1 protein-coding gene is annotated in these 23,947 nt (G+C 75.0%); it reads left to right on the top strand.

Annotated elements, in window-relative coordinates:
* Positions 1 to 6 precede the first annotated feature (6 nt).
* Entirely contained in the window at positions 7 to 23,946 is a 23,940-nt protein-coding gene (locus tag ACIPSC_RS06780) for a non-ribosomal peptide synthase/polyketide synthase (protein WP_400823713.1), read from the top strand.
* Position 23,947 lies beyond the last annotated feature (1 nt).

Genomic DNA, 23,947 nt, shown 5'->3' with positions numbered 1-23,947 from the left:
ACCCCCATGTCCCGCCGCGACGGTGACGCCCTTCCCCTGACAGCCGCCCAGCGCGAGATCTGGCTCGCCGAGCAGAGCTCCCGGACGCCGATCCCGGGCTACCGCGTCGGCGAGTGCCTGGAGATCCACGGGCCGGTGGACCGGGAGCTGTTCGAGACGGCGCTGCGCCGGGTGGTCGACGAGGTCGACGCCCTGCACGTGACCTTCGTCGACGACGGCGAGGGCCCGCGCCAGGTCCTCCGGGAGAGCTGGGACTGGGCGCCCGTGCACCTCGACCTCAGCGGGGAGCCCGACCCCCGCGCGGCGGCCGTGCAGTGGATGGAGCAGGACCTGCTGCGCCCGCTGGATCTCGCCCGGGACCCGCTGTTCGGCCATGCGCTGATCGAGGCGTCGCCGACGGAGTTCCTCTGGTACCTGAACTACCACCACGTGGTGCTCGACGCGATCAGCAGCTCCATGCTCCGGCAGCGGGTCGGCGAGGTGTACTCGGCGCTCGCCGGCGGCGCCGCCGTGCCGCCGTGCCCGTTCGGCTCGCTGCGGGACCTGGTCGACAGCGACACCGCCTACCGGGCATCCACCGACTTCGCCGCCGACCGCGCCTACTGGACCGGACGCTTCGCCGACCTGCCCGCCCCGACCCGGCTCACCGACACCTCCGCGACCGACCCGCACCGGGCCCTCCGGCTGGCCGAGGAACGGGAACTGCGCCGCCCGGACGCCCTGCGGGCGGCGGCGGGGCGCTGTGGCGTCCGGTGGTCCCGGCTGCTGATCGCGGCGACGGCGCTCTACGCCCACCGGCTGACCGGCAACCGGGACGTGGTGCTCGCCATGCCCGTCACGGCCCGCCGCGGCGCCGACCGCGACCTGACGGCGGTGCCGGGCACGATGTCCAACGTGGTGCCGCTGCGGCTGACGGTGCGACCGGACATGCCGTGGCGCGAGCTCGTCGCCCAGGCGGCGCGGGAGGTCGAGACGGCTGTCGCCCACGAGCGCTACCGCAGCGAGGACCTGCTGCGCGACCTCGGCGCCCCGGGCGGCATCGGGACGGCGTTCCCGCTGATCGTCAACATCATGGCCTTCAACTCCCGGCCGAGCTTCGCCGGGCACCCGGCCTCCGTGCACCACTTCGTGTCCGGGTCCACCACCGACCTCGCCGTCTGGGTCTTCGACTACCGCGACGGCAACCCGCCGCTGCTCCGGCTGCACGGCGCGCCGGAGGCGTACGGCCCCGACGAGCTCGTCGCCCACCGGCAGCGGCTGCTCGCGCTGCTGGACACCCTCGCGGAGTGCGACCAGGACGAGCCGGTGGGCCGGATCGAGCTGCTCACCGCCGAGGAGCGCCGCGAGCTTGCGGTGCTCGGTGCCGGACCGGTGGCGCCGGCCCCTGCCGCGAGCCTGCCGGAGCTGTTCCGGGAGCACGTGCGGGCGACCCCGGACCAGGTCGCGCTGGTCTGCGGCGACGTCTCGCTGACGTACGCGGAGCTGGACGCGCGGGCCAACCGGCTGGCGCACGCCCTGATCGCGCGGGGAGCGGGTCCGGAGCGGCTGGTGGCGGTGGCCCTGCCGCGCTCGGCGGAGCTCGTGGTGGCGATCCTCGCGGTGCTGAAGACCGGCGCCGCGTACGTCCCGGTGGACCCCGAGTACCCGACCGCCCGGATCGCCCACCTGCTCGACGACGCCCGGCCGGCCGTGCTGGTCACCGACGCCCGCAGCGAGGGGCGGCTGCCCGGGGCCGGGCCCGTCGACCGGCTGGTGCTCGACCACCCGGAGACGGCCGCCCTGGTGGCCGGCTGCCCGGCGGCCGACCCGGTGGTGGCCGTCGACCCGGGTCACCCGGCGTACGTCATCCACACCTCCGGCTCCACCGGACGGCCCAAGGGCGTGGTGGCGACCCACGGCGGCCTGCTCGACCTGGTCACCGACCTCCGGCAGGTGCAGTTCGCGCCGGTGCTGGAGCAGCGGCCGCGGCTGCGGGTGGCACTGACCACCTCGGTCTCCTTCGACGCCTCCTGGAACCAGCTGCTCGCCCTGTTCGGGGGCCACGAGCTGCACGTCCTGGAGCACGCGACCTGGACCGACCCGGACGCCTTCGTCGCCTACTCCGCGCGGTGCGGGCTGGACTACGTCGAGGCCACCCCGTCCTACCTCCAGGAGCTCGTCGCCCACGGGCTGTTGAGCGATCCCGAGCGGCGTCCGGCCCTGGTCGGTGCGGGCGGCGAGGCCGTCCCGGAGCGGCTCTGGGAGCAGCTGCGGGCGGCGGAGGGGGTGCGCTGCCTCAACCTCTACGGGCCGTCCGAGTGCACCGTCAACTCGGTGGTCGCGCCGGTGGGTCCGAGCCCGCGCCCGGTGATCGGCCGGCCCGTGACCAACGCCCGGCTGTACGTGCTCGACGGCGCCCTGCGGCCGGTGCCGCCCGGTGCGGCGGGTGAGCTGTACATCGCGGGTGCGGGGCTGGCCCGCGGCTACCTAAACCGGCCGGGGCTGACGTCGGGGCGGTTCGTGGCGGACCCGTTCGGGCCGTCCGGCACCAGGATGTACCGCACCGGGGACCAGGTGCGGTGGGACGCCGCCGGCGACCTGGAGTTCCTCGGCCGCACGGACGACCAGGTGAAGATCCGCGGCTTCCGGGTCGAGCTCGGCGAGATCGAGGCCGTCCTCGCCGAGCACCCGCAGGTCGCCCGGGCCGCCGTGCTGGTGCGCACCGAGGAGGAGCCCCGGCTGGTCGCCTACGCGGTGCCCGAGCCCGGCACCACCGTGACCGACACCGCCCTGCGCGACCACCTGCGGGACCGGCTGCCCCGGCACATGGTGCCGGCCGCGTACGTGCTGCTGGAGGCGCTGCCGCTGACCCCGAACGGCAAGCTCGACCGGCGGGCCCTCCCGGCGCCGGAGCGGCAGCCCGTCGCACCGGGCCGCGCTCCGCGCACCGCGACGGAGCACCTGCTCGTGGGGCTGTTCGCCGAGGTGCTCGGGGTGGCCGAGCCCGGATTGGACGACAGCTTCTTCGACCTCGGCGGGCACTCCCTGCTCGCCACCCGGCTGGTCGCCCGCGCCCGCTCGATCCTCGGTGTGGAGCTGCGGCTCGGCGACCTGTTCGACGCGCCGACGGTGGCGGACCTGGCGGCGGCCGTGGACGTCGCGGGCCGGGCGCGTCCGGCGCTGGGCCGGCGCGACCGTGCGGAGACCGTACCGCTGTCCTTCGCGCAGCAGCGGCTCTGGTTCCTGCACCGGATGGAGGGCCCGAGCGCCACCTACAACATCCCGCTGGCCCTGCGGCTGTCCGGCAGCCTGGACCAGCGGGCCCTGGAAGCCGCCCTGGCGGACCTGGTCGAGCGGCACGAGAGCCTGCGCACCGTCTTCCCGGTGGTCGACGGCGTGCCGTGCCAGCGGGTGCTGGACATCGACGCGGCACGGCCCCGGCTGCGGGTGACCGAGCTCGGTGAACGCGAGCTGCCGGAGCACCTGGCGCGGGCGGCCCGGTACGGGTTCGACCTCGCCGAGGAGCCGCCGCTGCACGCCGAACTCTTCCGGACGGCGGCCGAGCAGCACGTCCTGCTGCTCGTGGTGCACCACATCGCCGGTGACGGCTGGTCGGCCGGGCCGCTCTCGCGGGACCTGACGACCGCCTACGCGGCCCGCGCGGAGGGCGCGAAGCCGGAGTGGCCGCCGCTGCCCGTGCAGTACGCCGACTACGCCCTCTGGCAGCGGGAGCTGCTCGGCGACGGCACCGACCCGGACAGCCTGCTCAACAGCCAACTCGCCTACTGGCGGGAGCAGCTGGCGGACCTGCCGGAGCAGGTCGAGCTGCCGTTCGACCGGCCCCGGCCGGCGGCGATGTCCTACCGGGGCGCCCACCTGCCGGTGCGGATCGACGCCGAGCTGCACCGGGGCCTGCGGGCACTCGCCCACGACGGCGGGGCCAGCCTCTTCATGGTGCTCCAGGCCGGACTCGCCGCGCTGCTGGGCAAGCTCGGCGCCGGCACCGACGTCCCGATCGGCACCCCGATCGCCGGGCGCACCGACGAGGCCCTGGACGACCTGGTCGGCTTCTTCGTCAACACCCTGGTGCTGCGCACCGACCTCTCCGGCGACCCGTCGTTCACCGAACTGCTCGGCCGGGTCCGCGGCGACGCGCTGGCCGCGTACGCGCACCAGGACGTGCCGTTCGAGCACCTGGTGGAGGCGCTCAACCCGACCCGGACGCTGGCGCACCACCCGCTGTTCCAGACCATGCTTGCCCTGCAGAACGCGCCGCTCGGCACGTTCGACCTGCCCGGCCTGCGGGTGGCGACCGACCTGGTCCCCACCGGGACGGCCAAGTGCGACCTGACCTTCGTCCTGGCCGAACAGCCCGACGGTCTCTCGGGCGTCCTGGAGTACAGCACCGACCTGTTCGACGCGGCCACCGCCGCCGGGATCGTCGAACGGTGGCTGCGGCTGCTGCGCGCCGTGGTCGCCGACCCCGGCCGGCGGATCGGCCGGGTGGACGTGCTGTCTGCCGAGGAGCTCGACGCGCTGCTCCCGGCCCGTGCCGAGCAGGGCGAGGAGCGGACGGAGCGCGGCCTGACCGCGCTGTTCGAGCGGCAGGTGCGGGCGAACCCGGCCGCCGCCGCCCTGACGGACGGCGAAGTCACCCTGACCTACGGCGAGTTGAACGCCCGCGCGAACCGGCTCGCGCACGCCCTGATCGACCGGGGTGTGGGCCCCGAGCAGCTGGTGGCACTGGCTCTGCCGCGCTCGGCGGAGCTGGTCGTGGCGGTGCTCGCGGTGCTCAAGGCCGGCGCCGCCTACCTGCCCGTCGACCCGCGCTACCCGGCCGCCCGGATCGCCTACCTGCTCCGGGACGGCCGGCCCGCACTTCTGGTGACGACCGGCGCGACCGGCGAGCTGCCGGGCGCGGACGGCGTGGACCGGCTGCTGCTGGACACCGCGGACCTGGACGGACGGCCGGACACCGACCCGCAGGTCGCGGTCGATCCCGGTCAGGTGGCCTACGTCATCCACACCTCCGGCTCCACCGGCGACCCCAAGGGCGTCGTGGTCCCGCACCGGAACGTGGTGCGGTTGTTCCGGACCACGGAGGAGCTGTTCGGGTTCACCGCAGAGGACGTCTGGACGCTGTTCCACTCCTACGCCTTCGACTTCTCGGTGTGGGAGCTCTGGGGCGCGCTGCTGCACGGCGGCCGGCTGGTGGTCGTGGACCACGAGACCAGCCGCTCGCCCGGCCGGTTCCTGGAGCTCCTCGCCCGCGAGCGGGTGACGGTGCTCAACCAGACGCCCTCCGCCTTCTACCAGCTGATGCAGGCGGACCGGGAAGCCGGGCTCGAACTCGCCCTGCGCACCGTGGTGTTCGGCGGTGAGGCGCTGGAGCACGCCCGGCTCGCCGGCTGGTACGAGCGGCACGCGGAGGACTCACCGCGCCTGGTCAACATGTACGGCATCACCGAGACCACCGTGCACGTCACCCACGCCGCGCTCGACGGCTCCGGCAACGCCGCCGGCCAGATCGGCACGGCCCTGCCGGACCTGCGCACGTACGTGCTGGACGCCGACCTGCGCCCGGTCGCCCCGGGCGTCGCGGGCGAGCTGTACGTGGCGGGCCCGGGCCTCGCGCGCGGCTACCTGAACCGGCCCGGCCTGACCGCCGGGCGGTTCGTCGCCGACCCCTTCGGCCCGCCCGGCTCCCGGATGTACCGCAGCGGCGACGTCGTACGCCGGGAGGCCGGGGGAGGCGGCCTGCGCTACGTCGGCCGCGCCGACCAGCAGGTGAAGGTCCGCGGCTTCCGGATCGAGCTCGGCGAGATCGAGGCGGCGCTCGCCGCGCACCCCGGCGTCGCCCAGGTGGCCGTGCTGGCCCGGCGGGACCGCGCAGACGACACCCGGCTGGTCGCCTACCTGGTCCCGGCCGCCGGCGCCGCGCGGCACCCGGCCGACCTGCGCGGGCACCTGGCCGGGCGGCTGCCGGAGTACATGGTGCCGGCCGCGTTCGTCACCCTGGAGAGCCTGCCGCTGACCGCCAACGGCAAGCTGGACCACCGGGCCCTGCCCGCCCCCGACCTCGCCCCGGCGGCCACCGCCCGCGCGCCGCGCACCCCGCAGGAGCAGATCCTCTGCGAGCTGTTCGCCGAGGTCCTGGGCGTGGCGTCGGCCGGCGTCGAGGACGGGTTCTTCGACCTCGGCGGCCACTCGCTGCTGGCCACCCGCCTGGCCGCCCGGATCCGCGCGACGCTCGGCGTGGAGATGCCGCTGCGCACCCTGTTCGAGGCGCCGACCCCGGCCGGTCTGGCCGCCGCCCTGGTGGCGGCCGGACCGGCGCAGGCCGCCCTCGGACGGCGCGAGCGCCCCGAGGTGATCCCGCTGTCGTTCGCACAGCGGCGGCTCTGGTTCCTGCACCAGCTGGACGGCGCGAGCGCGAACTACCACATTTCCCTCGCCTGGCGGCTCTCCGGGGACCTGGACCGGCGGGCCCTGGAGACGGCCGTGGCGGACGTCGTGGCCCGGCACGAGAGCCTGCGCACCGTCTTCCCGGCGGTGGACGGCGTGCCGCACCAGCAGGTCCTGGACGTCGTGGCGGGCCGCCCGCGGCTGCACGTGAGCCGGACGACCGAGGCCGGGCTCCCGGGCGTGCTCGCGGCGGCGAAGGCCTGTCCGTTCGACCTGGCCGTCGATCTGCCGCTGCGCGTCGACCTGTTCGAGCTGGCGCCGGACGAGCACGTGTTCCAGCTGGTGCTCCACCACATCGCCGGTGACGGCTGGTCCCTGGGCCCGCTCGTCCAGGGCCTGACCGCCGCCTACGCGGCGCGCTGCCGCGGCGAGGAGCCGCAGTGGGCGGAGCTGCCGGTCCAGTACGCCGACTACACCCTGTGGCAGCACCGGCTGCTCGGCGACGCGGCCGACCGGGACAGCCTGCTCGCCGGCCAGGCGGCCTACTGGACGCGGCAGCTGGCGGACCTTCCGGAGCGGATCCAGTTGCCCGCCGACCGGGCCCGCCCGGCGGTTGCCTCGCACCGGGGCGGACTCGTGCGCGCCGGGCTGGACGCCGAGCTGCACCGCGGTCTGCGCGAGCTCGCCCGCACCCACGGGACCAGTCTGTTCATGGTGCTCCAGGCAGGGCTCGCGGCGCTGCTGAGCAAGCTCGGCGCGGGCGACGACATCCCCGTCGGCAGCCCGGTCGCCGGCCGGACCGACCAGGCGTTGGACGACCTGGTGGGCTACTTCGTCAACACCCTGGTGTTCCGGACCGACACCTCGGGCGATCCGACGTTCGCCGAGCTGCTGGGCCGGGTCCGGGAGACCGCGCTGGCCGGGTACGCCCACCAGGACCTGCCGTTCGAGTACCTGGTCGAGGCCCTCAACCCGGTGCGGTCGCTGGCGCACCACCCGCTGTTCCAGGTCATGCTGGTGCTGCAGAACACGCCCCGGGCCGACTTCGCGCCACCCGGGCTGCGCGTCGGCGACGTGCCGTCGACGACGACCACCGCCAAGCTCGACCTGATCTTCACGATGTCCGAGCGGCACGCGCAGGACGGCGCCCCGGAGGGGATCGACGCCTTCGTCGAGTACACCGGTGACCTGTACGAGCCGGCCACCGTCGAGACGATGATCGGGCGCTGGGAGCGGCTGCTCCGCGCCGTGGTCGCCGACCCGCAGCGGCGGCTCAGCCGACTCGGCCTGCTCGGCGCCGCGGAACTCGACGAGCTGGCGGCGCTGGGCACCGGCCCGGCGGCCCGGGCCTTCACCGCGAGCCTGCCGGAGGTGTTCCGGGCCCAGGTGCGGGCGACTCCGGAGTCCGTCGCGGTGGTGGGGCCGGACGCGTCGCTGACGTACACGGAGCTGGACGGGCGGGCCAACCGGTTGGCGCGCGCGCTGATCGCGCGGGGTGCAGGGCCGGAGCGGCTGGTCGCGGTGGCCCTGCCGCGCTCGGCCGAGCTGGTGGTGGCGATCCTCGCGGTGCTGAAGACCGGTGCGGCGTACGTCCCGGTCGATCCGGAGTACCCGGCCGCGCGGATCGGCTACATGCTCGACGACGCCCGGCCGGTCCTCGGCGTGACCGACGCCCGCACCCGGGACCGGCTGCCGGACGGCCCGGCCGGGTGGCTGGTGGCCGACGACCCGGAGACGGCCGCGCTGGTGGCGGGCTGCCCCGTGACGGACCCGGCGGTGGCCGTCGCTCCGGACCACCCGGCCTACGTCATCTACACCTCGGGCTCCACCGGGCGGCCCAAGGGCGTGGTGGCGACGCACGGCGGCCTGGCCAACCTGTTCGCCAACCAGTGTCCGCTGATGTTCCGGACGGGGGAGCGGGTGCGGATGGGGCTGACCACGTCCGTGTCGTTCGACGCCTCCTGCGACCAGCTGCTCGGCGTGTACGCCGGCCACGAGCTGCACGTCCTGGACGAGGCGACCTGGTCCGACCCGGACGCATTCGTCGAGTACGCCGCCCGGGTCGGGCTGGACCTCGTCGGCGGCACCCCGTCCTACCTGCAAGTCCTCGTCGCACACGGCCTGTTGGACCACCCGAGGTGGCGTCCGTCGCTGGTCGGGCTGGGCGGGGAGGCCGTTCCGGAACAGCTGTGGGAGCGGCTGCGGGCAGCCGACGGGCTGGTCTCCCTGAACTACTACGGGCCGTCCGAGTGCACGGTGGACTCGGTCTTCGCGCCGCTGGAGTCCAGCCCGCGCCCGGTGATCGGCCGGCCGCTCGGGGGTGTCCGGCTGTACGTGCTCGACGCCGCGCTGCAGCCGGTGCCCGCCGGTGTGTCGGGTGAGCTGTACATCGCGGGCGCGGGCCTGGCGCGCGGCTACCTGAACCGGCCGGGTCTGACCGCCGGGCGGTTCGTCGCGGACCCGTTCGGGCCGGGCGGATCCAGGATGTACCGCACCGGTGACCTGGTGCGCTGGGACGCGTCCGGCAACCTGGAGTTCCTCGGCCGCCTCGACGACCAGGTCAAGGTCCGGGGATACCGGATCGAGCTCGGCGAGATCGAGGCGGCACTGGCGGAGCACCCGCACGTCGCGCGGGCCGCCGTGATCGTCCGGAAGGACCGGGCGGAGGACACGCGGCTGGTCGCCTACCTGGTGCCCGCCACCGGGGCGGAGCTCCGGCCGGAGGACCTGCGGACGCACCTGCGCGACCGGCTGCCGGACTACATGGTGCCCGCCGCGTTCGTCCCCCTCGACGTCCTGCCGCTGAACGCCAGCGGCAAGCTCGACCGGCGCGCCCTGCCCGAGCCCGAGTCCACCGCGACGCGCACCGGCCGGGCACCGCACACGCCCCAGGAGCAGGTGCTGGCCGGGCTGTTCGAAGAGGTCCTGGGCGTGCCCCGGGTCGGGGTCGACGACGACTTCTTCGACCTGGGCGGGCACTCCCTGCTGGCCACCCGCCTGGTGGCCCGGGTCCGGACGACCCTCGGCGTGGAGCTGGCGCTGCACACCCTGTTCCGCAACCCGACCGTGGCCGGTCTGGCCGCCGGCCTGGGCGGCGCCGGCCGGGCCCGGCCCGCCCTCGGGCGGGCGGAGCGGCCCGAGGGCGGCGGGAAGGTACCGCTGTCGGCCGCACAACGGCGGCTCTGGTTCCTGCGCCAGCTGGAGGACGCCGACTCGGTCTACAACATGCCGCTCGCGTGGCGGCTCTTCGGACCGCTGGACCTGGCGGCCCTTGAAGCGGCGCTCGGCGACATCGTCGACCGGCACGAAACCCTGCGCACGGTCTTCCCTGCCGCGGACGGCGTGCCCCACCAGCAGGTGCTGCCCGCCGGGGAGGTGCGCCCGCGGCTGTCGGTCACCCCGGCCGACGAGGCGGCCCTGCCGGCACTGCTGACCGGCGCCGCTGCGGGCGGCTTCGACCTCGCGGCCGAACCGCCGCTGCGCGCCGAGGTGTTCGAGCTGTCGCCGGACGAGCACGTGCTGCTCCTGGTGATGCACCACATCGCCGGTGACGGCTGGTCGCTCGGCCCGCTGGCCGCCGACCTGGCCACCGCGTACGCGGCGCGCCGCCGGCACGAGGCACCGCAGTGGGCGCCGCTGCCGGTGCAGTACGCCGACTACACCCTCTGGCACGACCGCCTGCTCGGGGACCCGGCCGACCCCGAGAGCCTGTTCGCCCGGCAGACGGCCTACTGGACGGAGCGGCTGGCCGGCCTGCCCGAGCAGATCCGGCTGCCCGCCGACCGGACCCGCCCGGCGGCCACCTCCCACCGCGGCGGCCACCTCGCGATCGAACTGGACGCGGAACTGCACGGCGGGCTGGTCCGGCTGGGCCGGGAGCACGGCGCCAGTGTGTACATGGTGCTGCAGGCCGCCCTGGCGTCGCTGCTGGACAAGCTGGGCGCGGGCACGGACATCCCGGTCGGCAGCCTGATCGCCGGCCGGACCGACCAGGCACTGGACGACCTCGTCGGGTTCTTCGTCAACACCCTGGTGCTCCGCACGGACACCAGCGGCGATCCGACCTTCGCCGAGCTGCTGGTCCGGGTCCGGGAGGGCGCGCTCGGCGCGTACGCGCACCAGGACCTGCCGTTCGAGCAGGTCGTGGAGGCCGTCAACCCGTCCCGGTCGCTGGCCCGCCAGCCGATGTTCCAGGTGCTGCTCGCGCTGCAGAACGTGCCCCGCACCGAGTTCGCGCTGAGCGGTCTGCGCGCCGAGATCGTCCTGCCGCGGACGCCGACGGCGATGTTCGACCTCGGCTTCCACCTGCTGGAGCGGGGCGGCACGGGCGGGCCGGCCGAGGGCATTGTCGGGCGGGTCGAGTACAGCACCGACCTGTTCGACCCCGCCACGGTGGAGGCGCTGGTCGCCCGGTGGCTGCGGCTGCTGGCGGCCGTGGTCGCCGAGCCGGACCGGCCGCTCAGCCGGATCGACGTCCTCACCGCCGAGGAGCGGCACGAGCTGCTGGTCGCGCGCAACGACACGGCCTGCCCGGCGCCCGCCGCCACGCTGCCGGCGCTGTTCGAGGCGCAGGTCCGGGCGACCCCGCAGGCTCCGGCGGTGGTCCTCGACGACGCCACGCTGTCCTACCGGGAGCTGAACCGCCGGGCCAACCGCCTGGCACACGCGCTGATCGCGTGCGGGGTGGGGCCGGAGCAGGTCGTCGCCCTGCGGCTGCCGCGCTCGGCCGAGCTGGTGGTCGCCGTGCTCGCGGTGCTCAAGACGGGCGCGGCGTACCTGCCGATCGACCCCGACTACCCGGCCGCCCGCATCGCGTACATGATCGAGGACGCGCGGCCGGCCGTCGTGCTCGACGACCTCGCGGCCGTCACCCCGTCCGGCGAGCACCCGGAGACCGATCCGGCCGTCCCCGTCGACTCCCGGCACCCGGCCTACGTCATCTACACCTCGGGCTCCACCGGCCGGCCCAAGGCCGTGGTGATGCCCGCCGCCGGGCTGCTGAACCTGCTGGCATGGCACCACGAGGCCGTGGGCGGCGAACCCGGCACGCGAACCGCCCAGTTCACCGCGATCAGCTTCGACGTCTCGGTGCAGGAGCTGCTCTCCGCGCTGCTCTACGGCAAGACCCTGGTGGTGCCGACCGAGGAGCAGCGCCGCAGCGCCGAGCTGTTCGCGCACTGGCTCGACCGCCACCAGGTCGGCGAGCTGTTCGCCCCCAACCTGGTGGTCGAGGCGCTGGCCGAGGCCGCCGAGGAGGCCGGGCTGGAGCTGCCACACCTGCGGCTGGTCGCCCAGGCCGGCGAGGCGATGCGCCTCGGCGGTGCGGTGCGCCGCTTCCAGGCTGGCCGACCGGGACGGGTGCTCCACAACCACTACGGGCCCGCCGAGACCCACGTGATCACCGCCTACCCGCTGCCGGCCGACCCCGCCGACTGCCCGCTGCCGGTGCCGATCGGCCGTCCGATCGCCAACTGCCGGGTGTACGTGCTGGATCCGGCCCTGCGGCCGGTCGCCCCGGGCGTGACGGGCGAGCTGTACCTGGCCGGGGCGGGGCTCGCCCGCGGCTATCTGAACCGGCCGGGGCTCACCGCCGGGCGCTTCGTCGCCGACCCGTACGGGCCGGCGGGGTCGCTGATGTACCGCACCGGTGACCTGGTCCGCTGGCGGGCCGACGGAGAGCTGGAGTTCGGCGGCCGGATCGACCACCAGGTGAAGGTCCGCGGCTTCCGGATCGAACCGGGCGAGATCGAGGCCGAGCTGACCGCGCACCCGGGCGTCGCCCGGGTCGCGGTGCTCGCCCGCGAGAACCGGATCGTCGCGTACGTGGTGCCCGCTCCCCGCGAGCCCGCCACCACGGCGGCGCTGGCGGCCTACCTGCGCGACCGGGTGCCGGACCACCTGGTGCCGTCCGCGTTCGTGCTGCTCGACGCGCTGCCGCTGACGCCGAACGGCAAGCTGGACCGGGCCGCGCTGCCCGCGCCCGACCCGGTGGCCGCCACGGCGGCGGGCCGGGCGCCGCGCACGCCGCAGGAGCAGATCCTCTGCGAGCTGTTCGCCGAGGTGCTGGGCGCGCCGCGGGTCGGGGTCGACGACGACTTCTTCGACCTGGGCGGCCACTCCCTCCTCGCCACCCGGCTGGTCTCGCGGGTCCGGGCGACCCTCGGCGTCGAGCTGGAGCTGCGCAGCCTGTTCCGGACCCCGACACCCGCCGGGCTGGCGGCCGGGCTGCACGACGCCGGCGCTGCGCGACAGGCCCTGGTGCCCCGGCCCCGCCGCGATCCGATGCCGCTGTCCTTCGCCCAGCGCCGGCTCTGGTTCCTCCAGCAGTTCGGGGCGCCGAGCGCCACCTACCACATGCCGCTGGCCCTGCGGCTGTCCGGCGACCTCGACCGGTCGGCCCTGAACGCCGCGCTGGCGGACGTGGTGGCCCGGCACGAGACCCTGCGCACGGTCTTCCCGCACACCGCCGGCATTCCGTACCAGCGGGTGCTGGACGCCGCCGAGGCCGCCGTCCCGCTGACCGTGCGCGCGGCCGGCGAGGCGGAGCTTCCCCTCCTGCTCCGCGAGGCGGCGGTGCGCGGCTTCGACCTCACCTCGGAGGTACCGCTGCGGGCGGAGCTGTTCGCGGTGGCGCCGGACGAGCACGTGCTGCTGCTGGTGATGCACCACATCGTGGGGGACGGCTGGTCCATGGGCCCGCTGGCCCGTGACCTTGCCACCGCCTACACCACCCGGCACGGTGGCGCGGCGCCGGCCTGGCCGCCGCTACCGGTGACGTACGGCGACTACACCCTATGGCAGCACGAGATCCTGGGTGACGAGCAGGACGCCGACAGCGTCTTCGCCCGCCAGGTCGCCCACTGGACGGAGGCGCTGGCGGGACTGCCCGAGCAGCTGCAGCTGCCCACCGACCGGCCGCGCCCGGCCACCATGTCGTACGGCGGCGACCTGCTGGAACTCCGGATCGACGCCGAACTGCACACCGCGCTGGTGGGGTTGGCGCGACGCTCGGGTGCGACCCTGTTCATGGTGCTGCAGGCCGCACTCGCCGCGTTGTACACGCGCTTGGGCGCGGGTACGGACATCCCGATCGGGAGCCCGATCGCGGGGCGTACCGACGAGGCGCTGGACGAGCTGGTCGGCTTCTTCATCAACACGCTGGTGCTGCGCACCGACACGAGCGGTGATCCGACCTTTGCCGAGCTGCTGGGGCGGGTACGGGAGACGGCGCTGTCCGCGTACGCGCACCAGGACGTGCCGTTCGAGCACCTGGTGGAGGCGCTGAACCCGTCCCGCTCGCTCTCCCACCACCCGCTGTTCCAGACCGGGCTGGTCGTGCAGAACGCGCCGGGCGGTGACTTCGAGCTGCCGGGTCTCCTGGTCTCCGGGGTGGCCGTGCTCACCGGGACCGCGCGGCTCGACCTGACCTTCGGCTTCGCCGAGGAGTACGGGCCGGACGGTGCGCCGGCCGGGCTCGGCGGTGCGGTCGAGTACAGCACCGACCTGTTCGAGCGCTCGACGGTCGAGGCCCTGGCCGCCCGGTGGACCAGGCTGCTGGCGGCGGTCGCCGCCGCCCCGGACCTGCCGATCGGCGGGATCGACCTGCTGTCCGCCGAGGAGCGGCGCGCGCTGCTGCCCGCCGTCGACGGCGCGGCGGCCGCGGTGAGCCTGCCGGAGCTGTTCGCGGCGCAGGTGGCGGCCACACCGGATGCGGTGGCGCTGGTGTGCGGCGATGCCGAGCTGACCTATCGGCAGGTGGACGCCCGGGCGAACCGGTTCGCGCATGCGCTGATCGCCCGGGGCGTCGGCCCGGAGCGGGTCGTGGCGGTGGCGCTGCCACGGTCGGTGGAGTCGGTGGTGGCCGTCCTCGGTGTGCTGAAGGCCGGGGCGGCGTACCTGCCGGTGGATCCGGCGTACCCGGCCGCCCGGATCGCGTTCATGCTGGACGACGCCCGTCCGGTGCTGCTGGTCGACGACCCCGCGACGGTGGTCGGGGGTGACTGGCCGGACACCGCTCCGGAGGTCGCCCTCGATGCCCGGCACCCGGCCTACGTGATCTACACCTCGGGTTCGACCGGCCGCCCCAAGGGCGTCGTGGTGAGCCACGCCGGCGTCTCGGGCCTGGTGGCGGCGCAGGTCGAACGGCTCGGCGTGGCGCCGGGCAGCCGGGTGCTGCAGTTCGCCTCGCCCAGCTTCGACGCGTCCTTCTGGGACCTGTGCAGCGCCCTGCTCACCGGTGCCGCCCTCGTCCTGGCGCCGGCCGAGGCCCCGCTGGACGCCCTGACGGACCACCGGCTCGACGTCACCCACGTCACCCTGCCGCCCTCGGCCCTGGCCGCCGTCGCGGAGGGTTCGGTGGTCGCGTCGACGCTGGTGGTGGCGGGTGAGGCCTGCCCGCCCGAGCTGGTGGCGCGCTGGGCGCCCGGGCGCCGGATGATCAACGCGTACGGTCCGACCGAGACCACGGTGTGCGCGACGATGAGCGACCCGCTGTCGCCCGGTTCGGGCGTGCCGCCGATCGGCCGGCCGGTCGCGGGCTTCCGCGCCTACGTGCTGGACGGGCGGCTCCAGCCGGTGCCGCCGGGCGTGGCGGGAGAGCTGTACGTCGCCGGCCCCGGGCTGGCGCGCGGCTACCTGAACCGGCCCGGCCCGACCGCCGGGCGGTTCCTCGCCTGCCCGTTCGGCCCGGCGGGCGCCAGGATGTACCGCACCGGCGACCTGGTGCGTTTCCGTACCGACGGCGAGCTGGAGTACGTCGGCCGCGCCGACGACCAGGTGAAGGTGCGCGGTTTCCGCGTCGAACTCGGCGAGGTCGAGGCCGCCCTGGCCGGGCATCCCGCCGTCGCCCGGGCAGCCGTCCTGGCCCAGGACGACCGGCTGATCGGCTATGTGGCGGCCCGTCCCGGTACCGCACCCCGCCCCGCGGAGCTGGCGGCGCACCTGCGCGACCGGCTGCCCGACTACCTGGTGCCGGCCGTGTTCACGGTGCTGGACGCGCTGCCGCTGACGCCGAACGGGAAGCTGGACCGGGCTGCGCTGCCCGCTCCCGACCTCGGCTCGGCCGCGGCCGGCCGGGCGCCGCGCACGCCGCAGGAGCAGATCCTGTGCGAGCTGTTCGCCGAGGTCCTCGGTGTGTCCGGGGTCGGGGTCGACGACGACTTCTTCGACCTGGGCGGGCACTCCCTGCTCGCCACCCGGCTGGCCGCGCGGGTGCGTTCGGTGCTCGGCGTGGAGCTGGGGCTGCGCGTGCTGTTCCAGGCGCCCACCGTGGCGGGCCTGGCCGGGGTGCTGGGCGGGGCGGGCCACGCCCGCCCGGCGCTGACCGTGCACGAGCGGCCGGACCCGGTGCCGCTGTCCTTCGCCCAGCGCCGGCTCTGGTTCCTGCACCGCATGGACGGCAGCGCCGCGACGTACCACATCCCGTTGGCGCTCCAGCTGACCGGGACGCTCGACCGGGCTGCGCTGGACGCGGCGCTGGCCGACGTGGTGGCCCGGCACGAGAGCCTGCGGACGGTGTTCCCGGAGGCCGACGGCGTCCCGTGCCAGCGCGTGCTGGACCCGGCCGCGGCCCGGCCCCGGGCGCAGCTGACCGAGGTGGCGCAGCCCGAACTGTTCGACCGGCTCGCCGAGTTCGCCCGGCAGCCCTTCGACCTGGCGGTGGAACCCCCGCTGCGGGCCGGGCTGTTCGCGCTCGCTCCGGACGAGCACGTGCTGCTGCTGGTCATGCACCACATCGCCGGTGACGGCTGGTCCACCGGCCCGCTGGCCCGCGACCTCGCCGAGGCGTACGCCGCCCGATGCGAGGGCCGCGCGTCGAACCGGCCGGCCCTGCCGGTGCAGTACGCCGACTACACGCTCTGGCAGCGCGAACTGCTCGGCGACGCCGGCGACCCGCAGAGCAGGTTCGCCGAGCAACTCGACTACTGGAAGCTCCGGCTGTCCGACCTGCCGGAGCTGATCCAGCTGCCGGTCGACCGGCCCCGCCCGGCCGTCCCCGGTTGGCACGGGGACCACGTCGGCCTGGAATTGAGCCCCGAACTGCACGCCGCACTGACGGAGTTGGCCCGGCGCACCGGGACGAGCCTGTTCATGGTGCTGCAGGCGGCCCTGGCGGCGCTGTACACGCGCTTGGGCGCGGGGACGGACATCCCGATCGGGAGTCCGATCGCGGGGCGTACCGACGAGGCGCTGGACGAGCTGGTCGGCTTCTTCGTGAACACGCTGGTGCTGCGCACCGACACGAGCGGTGACCCGAGCTTTGCCGAGCTGCTGGGGCGGGTGCGGGAGACGGCGCTGTCGGCGTACGCGCACCAGGACGTGCCGTTCGAGCATCTGGTGGAGGTGCTGAACCCGTCCCGCTCGCTCTCCCACCACCCGTTGTTCCAGACGATCCTGGCCGTGCAGAACGCGCCGATGGGCCGGTTCTCGCTGCCCGGGCTGGACGTCACCACCTACGCGGTGGCCACCGGGACGGCCAAGTTCGACCTCGGGGTGAGCCTGGTCGAGCAGTTCGGTCCGGACGGGAGCCCGGCCGGGATCGTCGGCGCGGTGGAGTACGCCACCGACCTGTTCGACCGCTCGACGGTCGCCGCCCTGACCCGGCGCTGGACCCTCCTGCTGGAGGCCGTCACCGCCGACCCGGAGCAGCCGATCGGCGGGATCGACCTGCTCGACGCCGACGAGCGGCACCACCTGCTGGAGCGGGGCAACGCGACCGCCCGCGAGGTGGGCGCCGTCCCGGTGCCGCAGGCCTTCGCCGCCCAGGTGGCGGCGACGCCGGACGCGGTCGCGCTCGTCCGCGACGGCGTCGAATTGACGTACCGTCAATTGAACGCCCGGGCCAACCGCTTCGCTCATGCGCTGATCGCCCGGGGGGTTGGGTCGGAGCAGCTGGTGGCGGTGGCCCTGCCGCGGTCGGTGGAGTCGGTGGTGGCCGTCCTCGGCGTCCTGAAAGCCGGGGCCGCGTACCTGCCCGTGGATCCGGCCTACCCTGCCGCCCGGATCGCGTTCATGCTCGACGATGCCCGTCCGGCGGTCGTGGTCGACGACCCGGCGACGGTGGCCGACGTCGCGCAGTGGCCCGAGACCGATCCGGAGGTCGCCCTCGACGTCCGGCAGCCGGCCTACGTGATCTACACCTCGGGCTCGACCGGCCGCCCCAAGGGCGTCGTGGTCGCCCACGGCGGCGTTGCGAGCCTGGTGGCCGCCCAGATCGAGCGGTTCGCGATCGAGCCCGGCAGCCGGGTGCTCCAGTTCGCCTCGCCCAGCTTCGACGCCTCGGTGTCGGAGATCTTCACCGCCCTGCTCCGCGGCGCGGCGCTGGTGCTGCCGTCCGCGGGCGAGCCGGTCGCCGCACTGACCGACCCGGCCCTCGCAGTCACCCATGCGACCGTGCCCCCGTCCCTCCTGGCCGCCCTGCCGGAGGGCTCGGTGACCGTGTCGGTGCTGGTGGTGGCGGGTGAGGCCTGCCCGCCCGAGCTGGTGACACGCTGGGCGCCGGGCCGGCGGATGATCAACGCGTACGGTCCGACCGAGACCACGGTGTGCGCGACGATGAGCGACCCGCTCGCCCCCGGCTCGGGCGTGCCGCCGATCGGCCGGCCGATCACCAACGCCCGGGTCTACGTGCTGGACGAGCGGCTGCGGCCGGTACCGCCCGGCGTGCCGGGGGAGCTGTACGTGGCCGGCGCGGGTCTCGCGCGCGGTTACCTGAACCGGCCGGGCCTGACCGCCGGATGCTTCGTCGCCTGCCCGTTCGATCCCCCGGGCGCCCGGATGTACCGCACCGGCGACGTGGTCCGCTTCCGTGCCGACGGCCAGCTGGAGTACGTCGGCCGCGCCGACGACCAGGTGAAGGTGCGCGGCTTCCGCGTCGAGCCCGGTGAGGTGGAGGCCGCCCTGGCCGAGCACCCCGCCGTCGCCCGGGCCGCCGTCCTCGCCCAGGACGACCGGCTGATCGGTTACGTCGTCCCGCGCCAGGACACCGGGCGGGACGACGGACTCGAAACCGACCACGTCGGCGAGTGGCGGGACATCTACGACGCCCTGCCCATCGCCCCCGGGGAGAGCGCCTTCGGCCAGAACTTCGTCGGCTGGAACAGCAGTTACGACGCCGGCCCGATCCCGGTCGAGCAGATGCGGGAATGGCGGGACGCCACCGTGGCCCGCATCCTGGCCCTGCGCCCGCGCCGGGTGCTGGAGGTCGGCGTCGGCACCGGTCTGCTGCTCTCGCAGATCGCCCCGCACTGCGAGGCCTACTGGGCGACCGACTTCTCCGCCACCGCGATCGACGCGCTCGCCGCCCAGGTCGCGAGCCGACCGGACCTGGCCGACCGCGTCGTCCTGCAGACCCGCCCGGCGCACGACACCGACGGGCTGCCGACCGGGACGTTCGACACCGTCGTGATCAACTCGGTGGTGCAGTACTTCCCGTCCGCCGACTACCTCGCCGACGTGATCGGCAAGCTGATGCGGCTGCTCGCCCCCGGCGGCGCGCTCTTCATCGGCGACGTCCGCAACCTGCGACTGCTGCGCCCGCTGGCCACGGCCGTCCAGCTGCACCGGACCGGTGACGGCGGCGACCTCGCGGCGGTGCGCAGCGCGGTCGAGCAGGCCATCAGGGTGGAGAAGGAGCTCCTGGTCGACCCGGACTTCTTCACCGCCCTGCGGGAGAGCGGCACGGACATCGGTGCGGTGGCCGTGGAGGTCAAGCGCGGCCGCCACCACAACGAGCTGACCCGCTACCGCTACGACGTGACGCTGCGCCGGCAGCCCGCCGTACCGGCCCGGCCGACGGACCTGGCCTGGGGCCGGGACGTCGCCGGCCTCACGGAGCTGCGCCAACTGCTCGGGCGGCCCGGCACCGGACCGGTGCGCCTCACCGGCGTCCCGAACCGTCGCGTCGCACGCGAGGCCGAGCTGGCCCGGGCGGTGCGGAACGGGGACGGCACGCTCGCCGGGCTGCTGGAGCGGCTGCACGGCCCGGACGACGGCGGCCTGCCCGATCCGGAGGACTTCCACACACTCGGCGGGGAGCTCGGCCGCCGGGTGGACGTCACCTGGTCGGCCGACGCGCCCGAAGCCCTCGACGTGCTCCTCACCGAGGGACCGGCGGACGCCCCCGTCGAGGCCTACCGCCCCGTACGGCCGGCCGGCACCGCACTGTCGGCGCTGACCAACCGGCCGACCGGCAGCCGGGGCACCGGCGCCCTGATCGGCGAACTCCGCGACTGGCTGCGCGGCCGGCTGCCGGACTACCTGGTCCCCTCGGCGTTCATGGCGCTGGACGCGCTGCCGCTGACCCCCAGCGGCAAGCTCGACCGCCGTTCCCTGCCCGCTCCCGACCTCGGCTCGGCCGGGGCCGGGCGGGCGCCGCGCACCCCGCAGGAGCAGCTCCTCGCCGAGCTGTTCGCCGAGGTGCTCGGGCTGGCACAGGTCGGGGTCGAGGACAGCTTCTTCGACCTGGGCGGTCACTCCCTGCTGGCGACCCGCCTGGCCTCCCGGGTCCGGGCCACCCTCGGCGCCGAGCTGGAGGTCCGGACGCTCTTCGAGACCCCGACCGTGGCCGGCCTGGCGGCCCGCCTGGACGGCTCCGGAACGGCGCGGCCGGCGCTGGCCGCCCGGCCCCGCCCGGACCGGGTGCCGCTGTCCTTCGCCCAGCGCCGCCTCTGGTTCCTGCACCGGATGGAGGGGCCGAGCGCCACCTACAACATGCCGCTCGCGCTGAGCCTGACCGGCGGCCTCGACCGCCCGGCCCTGCACGCCGCGCTGGCGGACGTGGTGGCCCGGCACGAGATCCTGCGGACGGTCCTGCGCGAGGCGGACGGTGTGCCGTACCAGGCCGTGCTGAGCACCGAGGAGGCGCGCCCGGCGCTGCCGGTGGTCGAGCTCGACGAGAGCCGGCTGGCCGCCCGGCTGGCGGACGCGGCCCGGATCGGCTTCGACCTGGCGGCGGAGGCGCCGGTCCGGGCGGAGCTGTTCGCGCTCGCCCCGGACCGGCACGTGCTGCTGGTCGTGGTGCACCACATCGCCGCCGACGGGTGGTCGATGGGCCCGCTCGCCGGCGACCTGGCCGCAGCCTACGCGGCGCGCTGCCGGGGCGAGGAGCCGCAGTGGTTCCCGCTGCCGGTGCAGTACGCCGACTACACGCTGTGGCAGCGCGACCTGCTCGGCGACTCCGCCGACCCGGACTCCCTGTTCGCCCGCCAACTGGCCTACTGGAAGGACGAGCTGGCGGGGTTGCCGCAGCAGCTCCAGCTGCCCGCCGACCGGCCCCGGCCGCCGGTGGCCTCCCAGCTCGGCGACCGGGTCGTGGTCCGGCTGGACGCCGAACTGCACCGGGCCATGAGGGACTTGGCGGCCGCGCGCGGCGCCAGCATGTTCATGGTGCTCCAGGCCGGCCTCGCCGCGCTGCTCACCCGGCTCGGCGCCGGTACGGACATCCCGATCGGGAGCCCGATCGCCGGCCGCACCGACCAGGCGCTGGACGATCTCGTCGGCTTCTTCGTCAACACCCTGGTGCTGCGCACCGACACGGGCGGCGACCCCGGATTCGCCGAACTGCTCGGCCGGGTCCGGCAGAAGGCGCTCACCGCGTACGACCACCAGGACGTGCCGTTCGAGTACCTGGTCGAGGTGGTCAACCCGGTGCGGTCGCTGGCGCACCACCCGCTGTTCCAGGTGATGCTGGCCCTGCAGAACGCGCCGCTGGGCGAGTTCGCACTGCCGGGGCTGGAGACCGGCCACCTGGAGGCGCCGACCGGCACCTCCAGGGTCGACCTGACCTTCAGCCTGGCCGAGCAGTTCCGCCCGGACGGCAGCCCCGACGGCCTGGTCGGTGCGGTGGAGTACGCCACCGACCTGTTCGACGCGAGCACCGTGGAGCTGCTGTTCGACCGATTGGCCCGGTTGCTGCGCGCGGCGGTCGCCGACCCGGACCGGCCGGTCGGCCGGATCGACATCATGTCCGGCGCGGAACGCCACCGGCTGCTGTACGAGGTCAACGACACCGCCGCCGAGCTGCCCGGGGCCGCGGTGCCGGAGCTGTTCGCCCGCCGGGTGCGGGCCACCCCGGACGCGGTGGCCGTCGTGGCGGGCGGCGCCGAGCTGACCTACCGGGAGCTCGACGAGCGGTCCAACCGGCTCGCGCGGGCGCTGATCCGTCGGGGCGTGCGGCCGGAGACACCGGTCGCGGTGCTGATGGACCGCTCGGTGCAGCTGGTCGTGGCGATCCTGGCGATCGTCAAGGCGGGTGGCGCCTACGTACCGCTCGACGCGCGCTTCCCGTCCTCCCGGATCGAGCTGATCCTGCGGGAGAGCGGGGCCGCCCTGGTGCTCACCGAGGAGGTGCTGGCCGAGCTGCTGCAGTCCGAGCCGGACCCGGCCGCCGTCGACGTCCCGTGCGACCCGCGGCAGCTGGCGTACATCATGTACACCTCCGGCTCGACCGGGCGGCCGAAGGGCGTGGCCGTCACCCACCGCGACGTGGTCGGCCACGCGCTGACCCCCGAATGGCGCGGCGGCGGACACGAGCGGGTGCTGATGCACTCCCCGACGGCCTTCGACCTCTCCACCTACGAGCTGTGGGTGCCGCTGCTCAGCGGCGGCCGGATCGTGGTCGCACCGCCCGAGCAGCTCGACCTCGACCTGCTCCAGCACACGATCACCACGCACGGGGTGACCGGACTCTGGCTCACCGCCGGACTCTTCCGGCTGGTCGCCGAGGAGCGCCCCGGCCTGCTCGCCGGGGTGCGCGAGGTGTGGACCGGCGGCGACGTGGTCTCCCCGGCCGCCGCCGCCCGGGTGCGGGCGGCGTGCCCCGGCATCGAGGTGGTCAACGGCTATGGGCCCACCGAGGCCACCACCCTGGCCACCTGCCACCCGGTGCACACCCTCCCCGAGGACGCCGCGACCGTGCCGATCGGCGGGCCGATGGCGAACATGCGCGCCTACGTGCTGGACGACCGGCTGCGGCCGGTGCCGACCGGCCTGGTCGGCGAGCTGTACCTCGCCGGGGTGGGCGTGGCCCGCGGCTACCACGGCCGGCCCGGCCTGACGGCGGAGCGGTTCCTCGCCGACCCGTACGGGCCCGCCGGGAGCCGGATGTACCGCACCGGGGACCTCGCGTGGTGGCAGGCCGGGGGAGGCGTGCTGGAGTTCGCCGGACGCGCCGACCACCAGGTCAAGCTGCGCGGCCTGCGGATCGAGCCGGGGGAGATCGAGGCGATCCTGGCGGGCTGCCCGGGTGTCGCCCAGGCGGCCGTGGTCGCCCGCGAGGATCGGCCGGGCGACAAGCGGCTGGTCGCCTACCTGGTGCCCGCCCCCGAGGGCGCGCCCGAGCCGGGCGCGCTGTCCGGCCGGCTGCGCCGCGAACTGCCCGACTACATGGTGCCGGCGGCGTTCGTCACCGTGGACGCCCTGCCGTTGACCGCCAACGGCAAGCTCGACCGGGCCGCCCTGCCCGCCCCCGCGTACGGCGCGTCGGACGCCGGGCGCGGCCCCCGGACGCCGCAGGAGCAGTTGCTGTGCGGCCTGTTCGCCGAGGTCCTCGGCCGGGAGCAGGTCTGCATCGACGACAACTTCTTCGACCTGGGCGGGCACTCGCTGCTGGCCGCCCGGCTGGCCTCCCGGGTCCGCGAGACGCTCGGCCTGGAGCTGGGACTGCGCATGCTGTTCGAGGCGCCGACCGTGGCCGGGCTCACCGAACGCCTGGTCATGGACGATCCCGACGACGCGTTGGACGTGGTGCTGCCGCTGCGCACGACCGGGACGGGCACACCGCTGTTCTGCGTCCACCCCGGCGGCGGCATCAGCTGGTCCTACAGCGGGCTGCTGAACCACGTCGCCCCGCAGCACCCGGTCTACGCGATCCAGGCGCGCGGCCTCGGCCGGCCCGAACCGCTGCCGACGTCCTACGAGGAGATGGCGGCCGACTACGCCGACCACATCCGGAAGATCCAGCCGGAGGGCCCGTACCTGCTGCTCGGCTGGTCCGCCGGCGGGCTGATCGCCCACGCGCTGGCCTGCGAGCTGCAGGCGCGCGGCGAGCGGACCGCGCTGCTGGCGATCCTCGACGCCTATCCGGTGAAGGACGTGGTGTTCGAGGAGGTGCCGGTGCCCACCGAGCGGGACGTGCTCGTCGGGGTGCTGGACGTCGACCCGGACGAGCTGGGCGACCGGCAGATCACCTACGCCGAGGTCGCCGAGGTGCTGAACCGGCGCGGCAGCGCGCTGGCCGGCCTGAACGAGCGACAGGTCGAGGTGATCGTCCAGATCATGATCAACAACGCGAAGCTGGCGGTCGACTTCGTCCCCGCCGAGTTCGACGGAGACCTGCTGCTCTTCAACTCCACGATCGACCGGACCGAGGACAACGCCGGGCCCGGGATCTGGCGGCCCTACATCGCCGGCCGGATCGAATCGCACGAGATCACCACCCGGCACAACCGGATGACCCAACCCGGCTCGCTGGCCCAGATCGGACCGATCCTGGCCGCCAGGCTCGCCGAGGCCGCCGGCGAAGCCGGTGACACCACCAACGCCCTTTCCCACCAGGAGGACTGAC

Origin of the sequence: Kitasatospora sp. NPDC090091 (assembly GCF_044747365.1) — a bacterium.
Classification (GTDB): Bacteria; Actinomycetota; Actinomycetes; order Streptomycetales; family Streptomycetaceae; genus Kitasatospora.
This window is presented reverse-complemented; position numbering and strand designations above follow the sequence as displayed.

Excerpts from the sequence above, each read along its gene's own strand:
- ACIPSC_RS06780 (WP_400823713.1), top strand. The coding sequence starts at position 7 with ATGTCCCGCCGCGACGGTGACGCCCTTCCCCTGACAGCCGCCCAGCGC.